The following is a 15,079-nucleotide window of genomic DNA, read 5'->3' as shown; positions in this document are numbered from 1 at the left end:
CTCCCTCTCCCTGAAGACGAGAGGGACAGCTGGCGCAGCCAGCAGGGAGAGGGGCTGTGGGCTCTTACTCCCCTCTCCCTGGCGCTTCGCGCCTGTCCCTCTCCCCTTCAGGGAGAGGGACGATGATCAACATGATCGTCGCCCGCGCGGCCAATGGCGTGATCGGCAAGGACGGCAAACTCCCCTGGCACATCCCCGCGGACCTCAAGCGCTTCAAGGCGCTGACGATGGGCGGCGCGATGATCATGGGGCGCAAGACCTTCGAAAGCCTCCCCGGCCTCCTCCCCGGTCGCCGCCACATCGTCCTGACCCGCGATCGTTTCTGGGAAGAACCCGGCTCCGAACCGGTCGGCAACGTCCACGAGGCGATTCGACTCGCGCGCACCGATCCGATCTGGGTCATCGGCGGCGCGGAGATCTTTGAGGCCTTCATGCCACTCGCCGATCGCATCGAGCTGACCAAGGTTGCGGGCCACCCCGAAGGCGACACGACGATGCCCGCGCCGCTGCCGAGCGAATGGCTGGCCAGCGCACGCGAAGATCATGACGGCTACAGCTTCGTCACGCTCGATCGGCGGCGGCATCCATGATCGCGCATTTGCTCGCTAAATACGGGCTGTTCGCGTTGTTCTTCGGCGCGGGGCTGGAGGGGGAATTGGCGGTGGTCGCGGGCGGCGTACTCGCCGAACGCGGCATGTTTCCATTGGCCGGGGCGATGATCGTGGCGACGCTCGGCTCGTTCACCGCGGATCAGACGTGGTATTTCCTCGGGCGCTACGCGCGCAATTCGCGGTTCGTGACGCGGATGAAGAAAAAGAGCTTGTTCGCCAAGGCACTGGACCTGCTCCACCGCCGCCCGGTACCGTTCATCCTCGGCTTTCGCTTCGTCTATGGCATGCGCACGGTCAGCCCGGTGGCGATCGGCGTCGCGGGAATTCCGGTGCGCCGGTTCCTGCCGCTCAACATGATCGCCGCCATCATCTGGGCGCCGCTGTTCACGTGGCTTGGCTATCACCTTGGCAAGGCGGCATTTCCGTTGGTCCGCCGGATGGGCGGCGATGTGCTGATCGCGCTCGGCGGGATCATCGTCGTCGGGATCGCGGTGTGGCTGATCGTCCGTTGGCGTCGCGGTCCTGCGGTGTCCGAACCACAACTTCCCGAAAGCGACGGATCGGCCTAACACCGCGCGATGATCATCGTCACAGGGGCGCTCGTCGCCGAGCCGGGAAAATTCGATCGGGCACTCGCCGCCGCGCAAGCGCATACGCGGGCATCGCGAGAGGAACCGGGCTGCATCAGCCATGACGTCTTCCCCGATCCGGAACATCCCGACCGCCTGTTCTTCTACGAACGCTGGGACTCGATGGACGCGCTCAAAGTGCATTTCGGCGTCACCGAAGCGCGCGGCTTTTCGGCCAGCCTCACCGGTGTCGCCAAACCCGATCCGGCTCACCGACTGTCGATCTATGAAACGACCGAAGTCCGCCCCGGTTGATCTCTAACTTTATTTTCATAATAGTGGAAATATGGAAGCAAAGTTGGCGATCGATGCATTGGCGGCGTTGGCTCAGGAACACCGCCTCGCCGTTTTCCGGTACCTGATTCAGCGCGGCGCTGATGGTGCGATTGCGGGCGACATCGCGATTGAAGTCGCCCTGCCGCCCTCGTCGCTGTCGTTTCATCTCGCGCATCTGACGCGCGCCGGATTGATCGTACGCCGTCGTTTCGGACGTTCGCTCAATTATTCGGTCGATTACGCCGTCATGGGCGATCTGATGACGTATTTGACTGAAAACTGCTGCGGCGGGGAGTTTTGCCTTACAAGTAACAGCCTCGGGCTGGGCGCGGCAGCATGAAACGCACATTGGTTGCGGAAGCTCTGGGTACCGGTCTGCTCGTTGCCACCGTCGTGGGGTCGGGCATCATGGCCGAAGGGCTGGCGGCAGGGAACGATGCGGTGGCGTAGCTCGGCAATATGGCGGCCACGGTCGCGGGGCTGTTCGTGCTCATCACCATCCTCGGTCCGGTCTCCGGCGCGTCCTTCAATCCAGCCGTGACCTTGGTCGTGCCGGGCGGAAATCGCTTGCCGGTGATTGCTGCCCAAATCGTTGGAGGCATTGGAGGAACGCTGCTCGCGCATGCGATGTTCGGGCATGCGGTGATCGAAACCGGTCTCAAAATTCGGTCGGGTGAGGGACAATGGCTGGGGGAGATGGTGGCAACCTTCGGTCTGTTGCTGACGATCCGCTTGGGTCAAAAACATCGCCCCGAGGCGTTGCCGGCATTGGTCGCGGCATGGATCGCGGCGGCCTATTGGTTCACCTCGTCCACCAGCTTCGCCAACCCTGCGGTCACGATCGCGCGGGCGATGACGGATAGTTTCGCCGGAATCCGGCCCATCGATGCGCCTGCATTTATCGCGGCGCAGATGATCGGCGCCTGGTTCGGCTGGCGAAGCGGCGGCTGGCTGATATCGGAGGACACGGAATGAAGGCGACGATCTGGCACAATCCTGCATGCGGCACTTCGCGCCGGACGCTGGCAATTTTGGAAGCGACGCCGGACATCCAGTTGGCTGTCATCGAGTATCTTCGAACGCCGCCGGATCGCGCGCGCCTGTCCGAATTGTTTGCTAAAGCGGGTCTGTCGCCACGACAAGCGATGCGCACGTACGCCGAACCCGCCCAAAGCCTCGTTGCCGAACTCGAATTGACCGACGCGTCGGACGAGACGATCGTGGACGCGATGATGGCGCATCCGATATTGATCAACCGACCATTGGTCGAGACCGACAAGGGTGTCCGCCTGTGCCGCCCGCCCGAAATGGTCCACGAAATTCTGTGAAGCTCGCGCTCGCCTGGACGGTCGGGGTTATTGCGCTGCTACTCATTGCGGCGTCGGCCCTGCTTTACACGCCAGACACCGACAAACAGGCGATGTTCGTGGAATATGGCGCGCCGCCGTCGCGGTTCGTCAATCTCGGTGCCCTGACAGTGCATTACCGGGACGAAGGGCCACGGGATGCGCCGGTGATCGTGCTGCTGCACGGATCGAACAGCGACCTTCACACCTGGGACCCGTGGACGAAGCGGCTGACCGCGAAGTATCGCGTGATCCGGTTCGACCAGATCGGTCACGGGCTGACCGGTCCCAGCCCGACGCGCGATTACCGTGCCAGCGCGTTCGTCGAGACGGTCGACCGCCTGACGACGCAGCTCGGCGTCAAGCGCTTCGTCCTGGCCGGCAGTTCGATGGGCGGGTGGGTCGCATGGGAATATGCCCGGCGGCATCCGGGGCGGTTGAACGGTCTGGTCCTGATCGACGCGGCGGGCGCGCCCGAAGACCCGAACAAGCAATTGCCGATTGGTTTCCGCATCGCGCGAACGCCGGTGTTGAGCAACCTGATGCTGTGGTTCACCCCGCGCGCGGTCGTTGCCAAGAGCGTCCATCAGACGGTGAGCAATCAGGCGGTGGCGACGCCCGCGACGATCGACCGCTATTGGGAATTGCTGCGCTATCCGGGCAATCGCCAGGCGACGATCGATCGGTTCGCGACGCCGCGTGTGCAGGTACCGCGCGATCAGGTGGCGTGCATCGCGACGCGCACGCTGATCCTGTGGGGCGCAGAGGACAAGTTGATCCCGGTCGCGTCGGCGCAGTGGTTCAAGGCGGCGCTCGGCAACAGCCAGCTGATCGTCTATCCCGGCGTCGGGCATTTGCCGATGGAAGAAGTGGCCGACCGGTCGGAATCCGATCTCGAAGGCTGGCTCGCCGGCCTCCCACGCCTCGATTGACCTTCGCCCGCCGCGCCGCCATCACAAACGCATGGCCGAAGACGTTGCGACGCTGAGTTTCGAAGATGCGCTCAAGCGGCTCGAGCAGGTCGTGCGCGAGCTGGAATCGGGTGAGGCAACCCTCGACAAGGCGATCGCGCTTTACGAAGAGGGGGAGGGCCTGAAACGCCAGTGCGAAACCCGCCTGAAGAATGCCCAGGCGCGGATCGAAAAGATCACGCTCGGCACCGACGGGCGACCCACCGGCACCATGCCGTTCGATGGCGACTGACGTGACGCTGACTTTGGTCCAGCCGACGCTCGACGATGCGCTGCGCGACATCGCGCATGAAGTTGACGCCCTGCTTGATGCCCTCCTGCCCGTGCCGGAGGACGCGCGCGCCCCGCTGTATCGGGCGATGCGCCACGCGGCGATCGGCGGCGGCAAGCGGCTGCGGCCGTTGCTCGTTACCGCCACCGCGCAATTGTTCGGCGTCGATCGGGCCGCAGCGTTGCGCGCGGGCTGCGCGGTCGAGGCGATTCACGTTTACTCGCTGATCCACGACGATCTGCCGTGCATGGACGATGACGACCTCCGTCGCGGCAAGCCGACGGTGCACAAGGCGTTCGACGAAGGCATTGCGGTGCTGGCAGGCGATGCGCTTCACGCGCTGGCGTTCGAATGGCTCGCCGATCCCGCGACCCATCCCGATCCGTTCGTGCGCTGCGAACTGATTGCGGGCCTCGCCACCGCCGCCGGTCCTGGGGGTATGGCGGGCGGCCAGATGATGGACATTGCCGCTCCCGGTGCCAATTTCGACCTGCCCGCCGTCACCCGGTTACAGGCGATGAAGACGGGTGCGCTCATCGCCTATTCGGTCGAAGCGGGGGCGATGCTCGGGCGGGTGTCGCCGGACGTGCGGACGTCGCTCAAGGCTTATGCGCGCGACATCGGGCTGGCATTCCAGATCGCCGACGACCTGATCGATGCGACCGGTGACGAAGCCACCGTGGGCAAGGCGGTGGGCAAGGACGCTGCGGCGGGCAAGGCAACGTTCCTCTCGCTGCTCGGCCCCGAACGCGCCCGGTCGCAAGCCGATGCGCTGGTCGAACAGGCGGTCAATCACCTCGGATCATGGGGGGCGGAGGCCGATCTGCTCCGCGCCATCGCGCGCTATGCGGTGGACCGCGACAGGTGAACCGGATCGGCGTCTATCCCGGCACGTTCGACCCGCTGACCCTCGGACATATGGACATCATCCGCCGCGGCGCAAAGCTGGTCGATCGCCTGATCGTCGGCGTCACCACCAACGCGTCGAAGACCGCGATGTTCACCGTCGAGGAACGCCTGGCGACGGTCCGCCGCGAAACTGCCGGCATTGGACAGGTCGAGGTCGTGAGTTTCGACAGCCTGCTGATGGATTTTGCCGACAGCGTCGGCGCGACGACGGTCGTGCGCGGCATTCGCGGCGTCACCGATTTCGAATACGAATATCAACTGACGGGCATGAACCGCCAGCTCAACGACCGAGTCGAGACGATCTTCCTGATGGCCGATGTCGCGCTGCAGCCCATCGCCAGCCGCCTGGTCAAGGAAATCGCGATCTACGGCGGCGCGATCGGCAAGTTCGTGCCGGCTGCCGTCGACGCCGAAGTGCGGGCGAAACTCGGACGCTAAATCGGCAGCGCCATGGTTGTTCGCGCCGCAAGCAGATATTTTTCCATCGCGATCGCCGCTTCGTCCGAGAGCTGGATGAAAATCCGGCGCGCGTCGTGCGGATCGGCGACGCGGCGCAGCAGGCCGCGATCGGTCATCGCCTTGATCCAGCGGAGTGCTGTCGTCGGCGGCACCGCGGCGGCGATACACAGGGACGAGACTGCGACGCGCACCCGCTCGATCCGCGCCGCCGCAAGATCGAGCAGCATGTCCCAGGCCGGATCGGCGAAGAGTTCGGGTGAGAAAAACTTCTCGCGCATTCGCCGCAAACGAATGACGACACGAACTTCGGTGGCGGTGATGGCGCGATCTGCGGATGCGACGGGGCCACCGGAATCGTCGATGCCGTCGTCGCCCTGCGTCCCGCTCAAGCCGGAGCGTCCCAATCCCTCGGGCAACTCCACCAGAGTTCGCGCAATCCGGGCGATTTCGTCGGCCAGCCTTTGCAGCCGCAGCCCTTCGTCGGACGCGACGTCAAACGCGGCGCTGGGAACCCGTCGCCTTCCATGTGTCGCGGTGGCAAGGGCGAGATGCAGATCGACGGAATCACGGCCAATCACGATATCCGCGTCGGGGCAGGCATGAACGACCGCATCGAGGTTCAGCAACGAGGCTCTCACGATGACCGGCCCGGCAGCGGCGATCTCGGCATCAGCGACCAGCAGCGCATCCGCGGCTTCCGCGGCGCTCGCGTCCCCCAAATCGATCAGCAGGATATCCGACGACAGCGACGTTGGTGGCTCGGCGAAGTTCCGGCGGGCAATCACGCGCCCACCGGCGGCGTCGACCACGCGCGTTAGCTCGTCAATCTCGGCCAAAGTGGCGGCCACGATCGTCACCGACGGGTTCGTTAGACCGGGCGAGGAGATGCTCATTGCCAGCATATCTTCGACGCCAACCGGTAAAGGAGCAAACATATTCTGTTGATGCAGTTTTTTCCCCGCGACCGGCCAGATTTGGTCCGGTCCAGAGTAAATAACTGAAACACTCCGTTTTGCGCAGGGATTAGCGCCGATCGGCGAGCTTGCGCTCCCACGCCAGCGCATCGCGGACAATGCCGTCGAGATCGTCGCGCTTCGGTGTCCAGCCAAGTACGTTCAGCGCCCGGCTGTTGTCCGCGACCAGCGCCGCGGGGTCTCCCGCGCGGCGACCTTGCAGACGGCGCTCGATCTTCATGTTCGTGACGCGATCGACCGCGTCAAGGACTTCGTTGACCGTCGCACCATGAGCATAGCCGACATTAGCGAGCAGATTGTCCGGGGAATTGGCAACCAGCCAGTCGAGCGCCGCGACATGGGCGTCGGCCAAATCGCTGACATGAATATAGTCGCGCACGCCCGTGCCGTCCTTGGTGGCATAGTCGTCACCGAAGATCGCCACAGAGTCGCGCTTGCCGAGGGCGGCTTCGCAAGCGACCTTGATCAAGTGCGTCGCGCCTGCGGTCGACTGGCCAGTGCGCCCTTCTGGATCGGCGCCGGCCACGTTGAAGTAACGCAGGACCGCATGGTTGATCGGATGCGCTGCGGACACGTCGCGCAGCATCATCTCGGTCATCCATTTGGACGTGCCATAGGGGTTGATGGGGCTGGGCGGCAGGTCTTCGGACAAGGGCATCTGCTCGACATCGCCATAAATCGTCGCGGTCGAGGAGAAGATGAAATGCTTCACCCCCGCCGCGACCGCGCGCTCGATCAAAATGCGCGAACTGGCGGTGTTGTTGTCATAATATTTGAGCGGATCGGCGACGCTTTCGGGAACGAGGATCGAGCCGGCGAAATGCAGGATTGCGCCAATCTTGTGCTCCGCCAGCACGCAATCGACGATGGCCGCGTCGCCGATATTGCCTTCGACCAGCGCTACGTCGTCGGGGATTGCCCAACGAAACCCGGTGGAAAGATTGTCGAGCACAACGACGGGCCACCCTGCCTCGCGCAAAGCCAGCGTGGCGTGGCTGCCGATATAGCCAGCACCGCCGGTGACGAGGACGGGAAATTTTTGGGAGGTCATAGCCGCACTTTAGCGGCGAGTTGCCTTTCGAGCCAAGCTGCCGCCTCGTCAGGCGACTTTTTCTCGCCATCGACCATGAGGTTTGCGCGGCGCATCAGATCGACGGGGATCGCTCCGGCGAGCGGCTTAAGCACCGGCACCAAAGACCGATCCTTGACCAGCAACAGCGCGTCGTAACCGGGCAACGCGCCCTTGGGGTCGGCAAGGACGGTGAGCCCGTCCGCCGCGATGCGCCCGTCCGAGCTGAACGCCGAAATCACATCGGCGTCGCCCGATTTCAGCGCATCGTACATGAACGTCGGGGCGAATGCGCGGGTCGCCTTGAAGTCGAGGCCATAGGCCGCTTTCAGCGCCGCCCATTCGGGCCGGTCGAGGAACTCGAGGTCGGCGCCGAGAATCAGCGATCCGGCGTCCAGATCGACGATGGTCCGCACGCCGGGACGCGGACGCATCGCGAGGGCGTAGGCGTTTTCGAAGCCCAGGCAGCCCAGGCTGGCGACGCCTTGAGTGGCGGCCCACACGCCGATCAGCCGGTCCATCTCGGCATGCGGTGGCGTATCCTTGCGGCGCATTTCATTGGCCCAGATCGTCCCGGCATAATCGACATACACGTCGATCTCGCCGGTTTTGAGCGCGCGGAAAATCACCGCCGAACCCAGCCCTTCGCGATAAGCGACCTTGTACCCGGCCGCCTCGAGCCGATGCCCAATTAGCCGCGCGAGGATGAATTGTTCGGAGAAATTTTTGGCACCGATGGTGATGCGCCGGTCGGCACGGCCTTGGACGGCAAGCAGCGCCAGCGGCACCGCCACGAGGATCACCAGCGCGCCCCAGGTTAGCCACTTGCGCCGCCCCTTCGCGCCGAGCTCCGCCAGCGCGAGCAGCCCGTCGATGATCAGCGCCAGCGCCGCCGCGGCGAGGCAGCCGGTCGTGACCAACACCCAATTCTGTGTCTGCAGCCCCGAGAAAATCATGTCGCCAAGGCTCGGCTGGCCAACGGTGGTAGACAGTGTCGCGGCACCGATCGTCCACACCGCGGCGGTGCGAATGCCCGCCATCACGCTGGGCAGCGCGAGGGGCGCCTCGACCAGCCGCAGCTTTTGCGATCCCGTCATGCCCATCGCGTCGGCGGCTTCGCTCACCGATTTGCCGATGCCGCTAATGCCCAGGGCGGTGTTCCGGACGATTGGCAGCAGCGCGTAGAGCGTCAGCGCGAGGAGGGTAGGCAGAAAACCGAGTGGTGAGACCGGCAGTCCGCCCTTTTGCACGAAGAGCAGGATCGGGAAGAACAAGGCGAGCAAAGCGAGACCGGGGATGGTCTGCACGAAACTGGCAAAGCCGAGGATCGCGCGGCCGAAACCGGGCCGGCGGGCGGCGAGAACCCCCGCGGGCAGGGCGATGAGCAGCGCCAACGCCAGCGCGGCGGCGCTGAGCAATATGTGCTGCGCGAGCAGCGGCGGCAGCCGTGTGAAGGCTTCCGACCAAGTCAGTCGCTATGGTCCGAAGAAGCAGGACCCCGGATCAAGTCCGGGGTGACAGCTGAACTTTGATTAGAGACACTTTCGTCCCCCCGGCCACCGAGTCTGGGTCCCGCTTCTTTCGACGCCAAGGCCGCAGCCTGCCGCTTGGGCACCGCAACCAAAGCCTGTGCTACCTCTCCGCCGTCGCCCGCAAGCAATTGTGCGGGCGTGCCGTCGGCGGCAATTTTGCCCTTGTCGAGTACGATCACCCGATCCGCCAATAATAACGCTTCGGCCATGTCGTGCGTCACCATGATCGTGGTCAGGGCGAGATCGTCGTGCAGTTTCCGCACCCGCTGTCCCAGCGCATCGCGCGTCACCGGATCGAGCGCACCAAACGGTTCGTCCATCAGCATCAGTTTCGCACCCGTGGCCAGCGCGCGCGCCACGCCGACGCGCTGTTGCTGGCCCCCGGACAGCGTCGCGGGCAGGCGGGCGATGAAATCTTCGGGCAGGTCGACCAGCCTGAGCCATTCGGCGGGATCGATGGTCCGACCGGCGAGTCGCGGGCCGAGCGCGATATTCTCGCCGACGGTCATGTGCGGGAACAGGCCGACATCCTGGATGACGTAACCGATTGCGCGGCGCAATTCGGTGACATCGTCGGGGGCACCAGCGACGGTTGCGGTACCCGCGTCGGGGTCGATAAGCCGGTTGATCGTGCGGATCAGCGTCGATTTGCCCGAACCCGATCCGCCGACCAGGGCAACGAACTCGCCGGGACAGATGGTCAGGTCGATCCCGCTCAATGCCGCGACGCCGCCAAAAAACTTGGTCACGCCGGCAAAGCGGACAGAGGGGTTGCGTTCCGCCACCTTTTGGCTTGTGAAGGGCGCGGAGAGGGGACGCAATGCGCCACGCAATTTTCATCACCGGCGGAGGCTCCGGAATCGGCCGCGCCACGGCGAAACTGTTCGCGGCGAAGGGCTGGTTTGTTGGGCTGGCGGACATCAACGCCAAGGGTATCGACGAAACCGGCGCGATGCTGCCTCGGGACATGTGGTCGAAACATGTCATGGACGTGCGCGATCCCGCGGCGTGGGACGAGGCGCTGGCCGACTTTGCGGCAAAATCGGGCGGGCGGCTGGACGTCTTCTTCAACAATGCCGGGATCGGCACCGGCGGTCCGATCGCCGAAGCGCCGGTCGACGAGATCGAACGGGTCATCGCGATCAACCTCACCGGCCCGATTCTGGGCGCGCGCGCGGCGCATCCTTATCTCAAGGCGTCTGCGCCGTCGGCGATGGTCACCACGTCCAGCGCGGCGGGAATTTATGCCGGGCCGAACATGGTCAGCTATTCCGCGACCAAATTCGGCGTACGCGCGATGACAGAGAGCCTGAACCGCGAATGGGCACCCGACCGCATCAAGGCGCGGACGATCATGCCGAGTTTCATCGACACGCCGTTGCTCGATCAGACGTCGCGCGCGTCCAATTCGTCGTTCCGCGACGCGGTGCGGAAGGCGGGCCTCGAATTCACGCCGGTCGAAGACGTCGCGCAGGCGGTGTGGGACGCGGCGCAAGGCAAGCGCGTCCACACGATGGTCGGGAAGACCGCCCGCCGCCTCAAATTCGCCACCCGTTTCGCCCCCTGGCTGCTACCCAAGGGGCTCGTCGAACCGAAGGAAGAACCGTCGAAATGAAAACGATCATCGCACTCGCGCTCGCCGCAACGTCGAGCATCGCCATCGCCGCCGACCGCTATGTCGTCATTTCGGGGGGCGTGAACGTCGGCCATGTCTGGGCGGATACGCAGGGCAACCGCGTGACTGTCGATTTCGACGTCAAGGAAAACGGTCGCGGTCCGACGGTCAAGGAAGTCGTGACGCTCGGCGCGGACGGCTTGCCCGTCATGTGGGATGTCTCCGGCGCGACAACCTTCGGCAGCAAGATTTTCGAACATTACGAACGCCGCGGGTCGAAGGCGTCGTGGACCGACGCGACGGGCAAGGGCACTGCGTCCGCGAAAGGTGCGGCGACCTATGTGACCCAGACCGCGTCACCGTGGGACACTGGTTTTTACGCCACGCAATTGCTCAAGCGCGGCGGCACGCTCGCGGCATTGCCGGGCGGTACGCTGAAGCTCGAAAAGGGCGAAGCGGTCGAGGTGACCGGCAAGGGCGGCGTGATCCCGACCACCGCCTATTTCGTCGGCGGCATCAACCTCGAACCCGATGTCGTCTTGCTCGACGCGTCGGGCGCGATGGTGGCGTATGTCACGCCCGGCTCGCTCGTCATCCGCGAAGGCTATGAGGGCGACGAGGTCCGCCTGCGCGGACTCGCCGCCAAATGGTCGACCGACCGTTACGCTGCGATCCAGCGCGACACCGCGCACGATTACAAAGCGCCGGTGCGCATCCGCCACGTCCGCCTGTTCGATCCGGCGACGGCGTCGCTGACCGAACTGAAATCCGTCATCGTCCGCGGGCGAACCATCGCCGCAGTTCAGCCCGACGACTCGCCTTCCACTCCCGGCGAAGTCACGATCGACGGCGCAGGCGGGACGATCGTCCCCGGCTTTACCGACATGCACGCGCATCTGGGCCAGTCCGAAGCCCTGCTCAACCTCATCGCAGGCGTCACTTCGGTGCGCGACATGGGCAATGATAACGAAGTTCTCGACAATCTGGTCGATCGCATCGAGCGTGGCGAAATCGGCGGCCCGCGTGTCATCCGCTCGGGTTTTTTGGAGGGTAAGAGCCCCTACAATGCCGCCAACGGCATCCTCGCGTCGAGCGAGAAGGAAGCCGTCGATGGCGTCCGCTGGTACGCCGCGCGGGGGTATTGGCAGACCAAGATATACAATTCGATCGACCCCAAATGGGTGCCCGCCATCGTCCGCGAATCGCACAAGCTCGGCCTGCGCGTCGCGGGTCACGTCCCCGCCTTCACAAATGCCGATGCGATGATGGAGGCAGGTTACGACGAACTGACCCACCTCAACCAGGTCGCGCTGCAATGGGTGCTGAAGCCGGGCGAGGACACGCGCACGCTGTTCCGGATCACCGCGCAGCAGCGTCTGCCCGGTCTCGACCTCAACTCTGCGCCCGTCCAGCATACGCTGGCGCTGATGAAGCAGCATGCCACCCCGCTCGACGACACGATGGTGATCCACGAATGGCTGTTCAAAAGCCGCGACGGCCAGCCGATCCCGGCGATGGCGGACGTGATCGACCATCTGCCGATTGGGGCGCAGCGCGATTCGCGCAAAGCCGCGACCAACCCGGAAATGATTGGCGGCATCGCCAATGCCGACGCGACCTGGGCCAAGCTCGTCGACATCATGAAGGCGTTCCACGACAACGGCACGCTATTGTTGCCGGGCACCGACATGGGCGGCAGCTTTACGTATTGGCGCGAGCTGGAGCTGTACCAGACCTTCGGCATGACCCCGCCGCAGATTCTCGCGCGGGCGACCGGCGATGTCGCGCGCTACCTCGGTCGGGATCAGATGCTCGGCTCGGTCGCCAAGGGCAAATATGCCGATTTCTTCCTCGTGCCCGGCGATCCGACCAAGGACCTGAAAGCGATCAAACGCATCGCAATGGTCGTGAAGGACGGGGTGTTTTATTATCCGGACGAGGTCTACCCGAAGTTCGGGATCAAGCCCTTCGCCGCCGCGCCCAAGGTGACGCTCGCCAAAACCGCCGGCGTGGAACCGCGCCAGCAATCGCATGTCGAACGCGCTGGCGAATTCGAATGAGCCTGTTTGCATGAGCGATTGGCGCGAAGATAGTCTCGCCTGGGTCCGCAAGCTGACGATGGAGGCGCTTCCGGGCGTCTCAGAAACGCGCAAATGGGCCAAGGCGGGTCGCCCCGACGGCGTGCCAGTGTGGGAGCAGGGCGGCATCCTGTTCACCGGTGAAACCTATAAGAACAAGGTCAAGCTGACCTTTGCCAAGGGCGCGTCGCTCGCCGATCCGGGCAAGCTGTTCAACGCCAGTCTGGATGCGGGAACACGTCGCGCGATCGACATCAGGGAAGGCGAGACGCTGGACGCGTCCGCGTTCAAGGCGCTGGTTCAAATGGCGGCAAAGGCCAATGAAAAGAGCTGATCCGGCCACACATTGCCTCCTCCACGCGGTCGTGTCGATCGTCGCGCTTGTCCTGTTGGTCGTCGGGGGCGCCACTCCGGTCTCGGCCAAGCGCAAGCCGCTCGACCCGGCGGCGAAAATGCCCGCGCTGCCACCGGCGCAATTCGATGATGCGCTGGCCATTGGCGGCAAGGACATCGACGCCCGCAAAGCGCGCACGCGCATGACCGTCGAGGTCATGGTCAACGGCAAAGGCCCCTATCACTTCATCGTCGATTCGGGGGCGGACAGCTCGGTCGTCGGCAACCGCATCGCGCGCGACCAGGCGTTGCCGCAGGGTACGCCGGTGATCCTCAACGGCATGACCGATTCGACACGCGTGTTCCGTGTGCTGGTCGATCAGTTGCAATTGGGCGACAGTGTCATCCGCAATTTGGAACTGCCCGCGCTGTACGAACGCGATCTGGGCGGCGAGGGCATGATCGGCATCGACGTGCTGGTCGAACAGCGGCTGATGATGGATTTCGAAAAGCGCACCATCAAGGTCGAGGATGCGCGGGTGCCCGCCCCCAGGATGGACGGCGAAATCGTCGTCACCGCGCGACGACGGCGTGGCCAGTTGATCCTGACCCAGGTAACCGCCAACCGCCGGCCGGTCGAAGCGGTGGTCGATACGGGTTCAGAAATCACCATCGGCAACATCGCGCTGCGCGATAAGTTGATTCGCGGCGATCCGTCGCGGATCGTCACGGTCGGCGTGACGGGCGTCACCGGCGTGACGGTCAATCTGCAACTGGCGCGCATCGCCGAATTACGGCTTGGGTCGATTACGCTGCACGATGTGCCGATCGCCTTTGCAGACGTGCCGCCGTTCGAAGTGTTCGGGCTCGATAAAGAGCCGTCGCTCCTGCTCGGTACGGACATCCTCGAAAACTTCCGCCGCATCAGCCTCGATTTCCACGCGCGTCGCGTGCGGTTTCAGCTGAAAAAATGCACATCGACCGGGATCGTCATCAGCACATCCTATTCAGCGACGCTGACGCGCGTGTCGTCAGACAATAAGCAAGTCTGCAACTAGGCGCGTTCGGCAATGCGGCGCCTCAACGGCGACGACAGCCACGATGCCAGGTGCAGATAGAGCGCGCGGGAATCGATCAGCATCTGGCGAACCGGACGTTCATAGCCGCTGTCCTTCATCCCATAAGCGACTGCGGTGTCGTCACCCGGATACCAGGTTCCGAAGACGTGATCCCACAGGGGGCACAGGCTAAAGTTGGTGTCTCGGTGACGCTCGTCGATCGAGTGATGGATCTGGTGGACCACGGGAGAACTGAACAGCCAGCGACCGATCCACCCCCATTTCCACGGCAATTCGGAATGTTGGAGGAAATTCACCGTATCGCCAACGATCGTGACCGCCAGCAGCACTTTGGGCGATGCGTCGAGGATCACCAGCGGCGACACGACGTAGAACACCCGCGACAGCGACTCGAGCGGGTGCAGTCTGAAGCGGGTGAGAAAGTTCAGCTCTTCGGCCGAATGATGAAACCGGTGTGCGTGCCACAGGATCGGGCGGTGGTAGAAGCGGTGGATCCAGTAGGAATAGAAGTTCGACACGATCCAGTAAATCAGGAAGGACACGACAAACCAGGGCAGGTTATGCTCCGGAAGCGTGATGCGGGCCCAGGCGAGTTTCGTGGACAACGCATCTGCTGCGCGCGAGCAGGCCAGCGCGAGCCCCGATGTGAACAGGATTTCGAGCACCAGGCCCAGACCGCACATCTGCAGCAGGTAGTAAAACAGATCGACTTTCGCCGAACCGCTGCGACGGACGAACAGCCGGTACATCGTCGTCTTTGGCCAGTCGCGCACCATCGCCTCGGCAAGGATGACCAGTGAGATCGCGAGCGTAATCCGTCCCGAATGCCCCAACAAATGCCCGTCGATGAAATAGGTCCATGCGCGGTGCGACAGCGCGTCCCATGTCGGCCATTCGGGCCAGGTCATCGCCGTAATCCCCCTGCGC

19 protein-coding genes are annotated in these 15,079 nt (G+C 64.1%); 14 read left to right on the top strand and 5 right to left on the bottom strand.

Annotated elements, in window-relative coordinates:
* Positions 1 to 122 precede the first annotated feature (122 nt).
* From ACM9ME_RS04365 to coaD, 10 genes are all read left to right on the top strand, one after another.
* A complete protein-coding gene (locus ACM9ME_RS04365; RefSeq protein WP_415642218.1) occupies positions 123 to 590 on the top strand; it encodes a dihydrofolate reductase in 468 nt (155 codons plus the stop codon).
* Entirely contained in the window at positions 587 to 1,180 is a 594-nt protein-coding gene (locus tag ACM9ME_RS04360; RefSeq protein WP_415642217.1) for a DedA family protein, read from the top strand. Before ACM9ME_RS04365 ends, ACM9ME_RS04360 begins: the two co-directional genes overlap by 4 nt.
* Positions 1,181 to 1,189: 9 nt before the next feature.
* Positions 1,190 to 1,495, top strand: a complete 306-nt coding sequence (locus tag ACM9ME_RS04355; protein ID WP_415642216.1) for a putative quinol monooxygenase — start codon at positions 1,190 to 1,192, stop codon at positions 1,493 to 1,495.
* A gap of 43 nt (positions 1,496 to 1,538) precedes the next feature.
* Positions 1,539 to 1,856 (top strand): ArsR/SmtB family transcription factor, encoded by a 318-nt coding sequence (locus ACM9ME_RS04350; RefSeq protein WP_462933484.1) that lies wholly within the window; start codon positions 1,539 to 1,541, stop codon positions 1,854 to 1,856.
* 119 nt (positions 1,857 to 1,975) lie between these two features.
* Positions 1,976 to 2,491, top strand: a complete 516-nt coding sequence (locus ACM9ME_RS04345) for an aquaporin (protein WP_415642214.1) — start codon at positions 1,976 to 1,978, stop codon at positions 2,489 to 2,491.
* The gene (arsC, locus tag ACM9ME_RS04340) at positions 2,488 to 2,844 is read left to right on the top strand and encodes an arsenate reductase (glutaredoxin) (RefSeq protein WP_415642213.1); all 357 of its coding nucleotides are present in this window, start codon (positions 2,488 to 2,490) and stop codon (positions 2,842 to 2,844) included. The genes ACM9ME_RS04345 and arsC overlap by 4 nt, the downstream gene beginning before the upstream one ends.
* Positions 2,841 to 3,794 carry an alpha/beta fold hydrolase gene (locus ACM9ME_RS04335; RefSeq protein WP_415642212.1) on the top strand — a complete coding sequence of 318 codons (954 nt, stop codon included), beginning with the start codon at positions 2,841 to 2,843 and terminating at the stop codon, positions 3,792 to 3,794. The genes arsC and ACM9ME_RS04335 overlap by 4 nt, the downstream gene beginning before the upstream one ends.
* A 31-nt stretch (positions 3,795 to 3,825) precedes the next feature.
* The gene (locus ACM9ME_RS04330; RefSeq protein WP_415642211.1) at positions 3,826 to 4,065 is read left to right on the top strand and encodes an exodeoxyribonuclease VII small subunit; all 240 of its coding nucleotides are present in this window, start codon (positions 3,826 to 3,828) and stop codon (positions 4,063 to 4,065) included.
* Positions 4,055 to 4,972: a polyprenyl synthetase family protein gene (locus ACM9ME_RS04325; protein WP_415642210.1), complete on the top strand. Its 918-nt coding sequence runs from the start codon at positions 4,055 to 4,057 to the stop codon at positions 4,970 to 4,972. The genes ACM9ME_RS04330 and ACM9ME_RS04325 overlap by 11 nt, the downstream gene beginning before the upstream one ends.
* Complete coding sequence (coaD, locus tag ACM9ME_RS04320; protein WP_415642209.1) at positions 4,969 to 5,451, top strand: pantetheine-phosphate adenylyltransferase; 483 nt, start codon at positions 4,969 to 4,971, stop codon at positions 5,449 to 5,451. Before ACM9ME_RS04325 ends, coaD begins: the two co-directional genes overlap by 4 nt.
* Here coaD and ACM9ME_RS04315 read toward each other — a convergent pair.
* Genes ACM9ME_RS04315 through ACM9ME_RS04300 form a run of 4 tightly spaced genes read right to left on the bottom strand, consistent with a single transcriptional unit; the run spans position 5,448 to position 9,796 of the window.
* Positions 5,448 to 6,536 carry a hypothetical protein gene (locus ACM9ME_RS04315; RefSeq protein ID WP_415642410.1) on the bottom strand — a complete coding sequence of 363 codons (1,089 nt, stop codon included), beginning with the start codon at positions 6,534 to 6,536 and terminating at the stop codon, positions 5,448 to 5,450. The two genes, coaD and ACM9ME_RS04315, sit on opposite strands and share 4 nt — an antisense overlap.
* Positions 6,496 to 7,497, bottom strand: coding sequence for a UDP-glucose 4-epimerase GalE (gene galE, locus ACM9ME_RS04310; RefSeq protein ID WP_415642208.1), 1,002 nt, complete (start codon positions 7,495 to 7,497; stop codon positions 6,496 to 6,498). Before galE ends, ACM9ME_RS04315 begins: the two co-directional genes overlap by 41 nt.
* Positions 7,494 to 8,933 carry an ABC transporter permease/substrate-binding protein gene (locus ACM9ME_RS04305; protein WP_415642207.1) on the bottom strand — a complete coding sequence of 480 codons (1,440 nt, stop codon included), beginning with the start codon at positions 8,931 to 8,933 and terminating at the stop codon, positions 7,494 to 7,496. Before ACM9ME_RS04305 ends, galE begins: the two co-directional genes overlap by 4 nt.
* 50 nt (positions 8,934 to 8,983) lie before the next feature.
* Positions 8,984 to 9,796 carry an ATP-binding cassette domain-containing protein gene (locus tag ACM9ME_RS04300; RefSeq protein ID WP_415642206.1) on the bottom strand — a complete coding sequence of 271 codons (813 nt, stop codon included), beginning with the start codon at positions 9,794 to 9,796 and terminating at the stop codon, positions 8,984 to 8,986.
* A 71-nt stretch (positions 9,797 to 9,867) separates the two neighbouring features.
* Here ACM9ME_RS04300 and ACM9ME_RS04295 point away from each other — a divergent pair, with 71 nt between their 5' ends.
* The 4 genes from ACM9ME_RS04295 to ACM9ME_RS04280 are packed head-to-tail and all read left to right on the top strand — an operon-like array spanning position 9,868 to position 14,131.
* Positions 9,868 to 10,662, top strand: coding sequence for an SDR family oxidoreductase (locus ACM9ME_RS04295; protein ID WP_415642205.1), 795 nt, complete (start codon positions 9,868 to 9,870; stop codon positions 10,660 to 10,662).
* A complete protein-coding gene (locus tag ACM9ME_RS04290; protein ID WP_415642204.1) occupies positions 10,659 to 12,722 on the top strand; it encodes an amidohydrolase family protein in 2,064 nt (687 codons plus the stop codon). Before ACM9ME_RS04295 ends, ACM9ME_RS04290 begins: the two co-directional genes overlap by 4 nt.
* 10 nt (positions 12,723 to 12,732) lie before the next feature.
* Positions 12,733 to 13,074: a DUF1801 domain-containing protein gene (locus tag ACM9ME_RS04285; protein ID WP_415642203.1), complete on the top strand. Its 342-nt coding sequence runs from the start codon at positions 12,733 to 12,735 to the stop codon at positions 13,072 to 13,074.
* Positions 13,061 to 14,131 (top strand): aspartyl protease family protein, encoded by a 1,071-nt coding sequence (locus ACM9ME_RS04280; protein ID WP_415642202.1) that lies wholly within the window; start codon positions 13,061 to 13,063, stop codon positions 14,129 to 14,131. The genes ACM9ME_RS04285 and ACM9ME_RS04280 overlap by 14 nt, the downstream gene beginning before the upstream one ends.
* Here the strand turns inward: ACM9ME_RS04280 and ACM9ME_RS04275 are convergent.
* A complete protein-coding gene (locus ACM9ME_RS04275) occupies positions 14,128 to 15,060 on the bottom strand; it encodes a sterol desaturase family protein (RefSeq protein WP_415642201.1) in 933 nt (310 codons plus the stop codon). The genes ACM9ME_RS04280 and ACM9ME_RS04275 overlap by 4 nt on opposite strands.
* Positions 15,061 to 15,079: the final 19 nt, after the last annotated feature.

This window comes from Sphingomonas antarctica (assembly GCF_965137005.1).
GTDB lineage: Bacteria > Pseudomonadota > Alphaproteobacteria > Sphingomonadales > Sphingomonadaceae > Sphingomonas_O > Sphingomonas_O antarctica.
The sequence above is the reverse complement of the archived record's forward strand: the minus strand, read 5'-3'. Positions and strand labels throughout refer to the sequence as shown.

Excerpts from the sequence above, each read along its gene's own strand:
- ACM9ME_RS04365 (WP_415642218.1), top strand. The coding sequence starts at position 123 with ATGATCAACATGATCGTCGCCCGCGCGGCCAATGGCGTGATCGGCAAG.
- ACM9ME_RS04360 (WP_415642217.1), top strand. The coding sequence starts at position 587 with ATGATCGCGCATTTGCTCGCTAAATACGGGCTGTTCGCGTTGTTCTTC.
- ACM9ME_RS04355 (WP_415642216.1), top strand. The coding sequence starts at position 1,190 with ATGATCATCGTCACAGGGGCGCTCGTCGCCGAGCCGGGAAAATTCGAT.
- ACM9ME_RS04345 (WP_415642214.1), top strand. The coding sequence starts at position 1,976 with ATGGCGGCCACGGTCGCGGGGCTGTTCGTGCTCATCACCATCCTCGGT.
- arsC (WP_415642213.1), top strand. The coding sequence starts at position 2,488 with ATGAAGGCGACGATCTGGCACAATCCTGCATGCGGCACTTCGCGCCGG.
- ACM9ME_RS04330 (WP_415642211.1), top strand. The coding sequence starts at position 3,826 with ATGGCCGAAGACGTTGCGACGCTGAGTTTCGAAGATGCGCTCAAGCGG.
- ACM9ME_RS04325 (WP_415642210.1), top strand. The coding sequence starts at position 4,055 with ATGGCGACTGACGTGACGCTGACTTTGGTCCAGCCGACGCTCGACGAT.
- ACM9ME_RS04315 (WP_415642410.1), bottom strand. The coding sequence starts at position 6,536 with ATGCGCTGGCGTGGGAGCGCAAGCTCGCCGATCGGCGCTAATCCCTGC.
- galE (WP_415642208.1), bottom strand. The coding sequence starts at position 7,497 with ATGACCTCCCAAAAATTTCCCGTCCTCGTCACCGGCGGTGCTGGCTAT.
- ACM9ME_RS04295 (WP_415642205.1), top strand. The coding sequence starts at position 9,868 with ATGCGCCACGCAATTTTCATCACCGGCGGAGGCTCCGGAATCGGCCGC.
- ACM9ME_RS04290 (WP_415642204.1), top strand. The coding sequence starts at position 10,659 with ATGAAAACGATCATCGCACTCGCGCTCGCCGCAACGTCGAGCATCGCC.
- ACM9ME_RS04285 (WP_415642203.1), top strand. The coding sequence starts at position 12,733 with ATGAGCGATTGGCGCGAAGATAGTCTCGCCTGGGTCCGCAAGCTGACG.
- ACM9ME_RS04280 (WP_415642202.1), top strand. The coding sequence starts at position 13,061 with ATGAAAAGAGCTGATCCGGCCACACATTGCCTCCTCCACGCGGTCGTG.
- ACM9ME_RS04275 (WP_415642201.1), bottom strand. The coding sequence starts at position 15,060 with ATGACCTGGCCCGAATGGCCGACATGGGACGCGCTGTCGCACCGCGCA.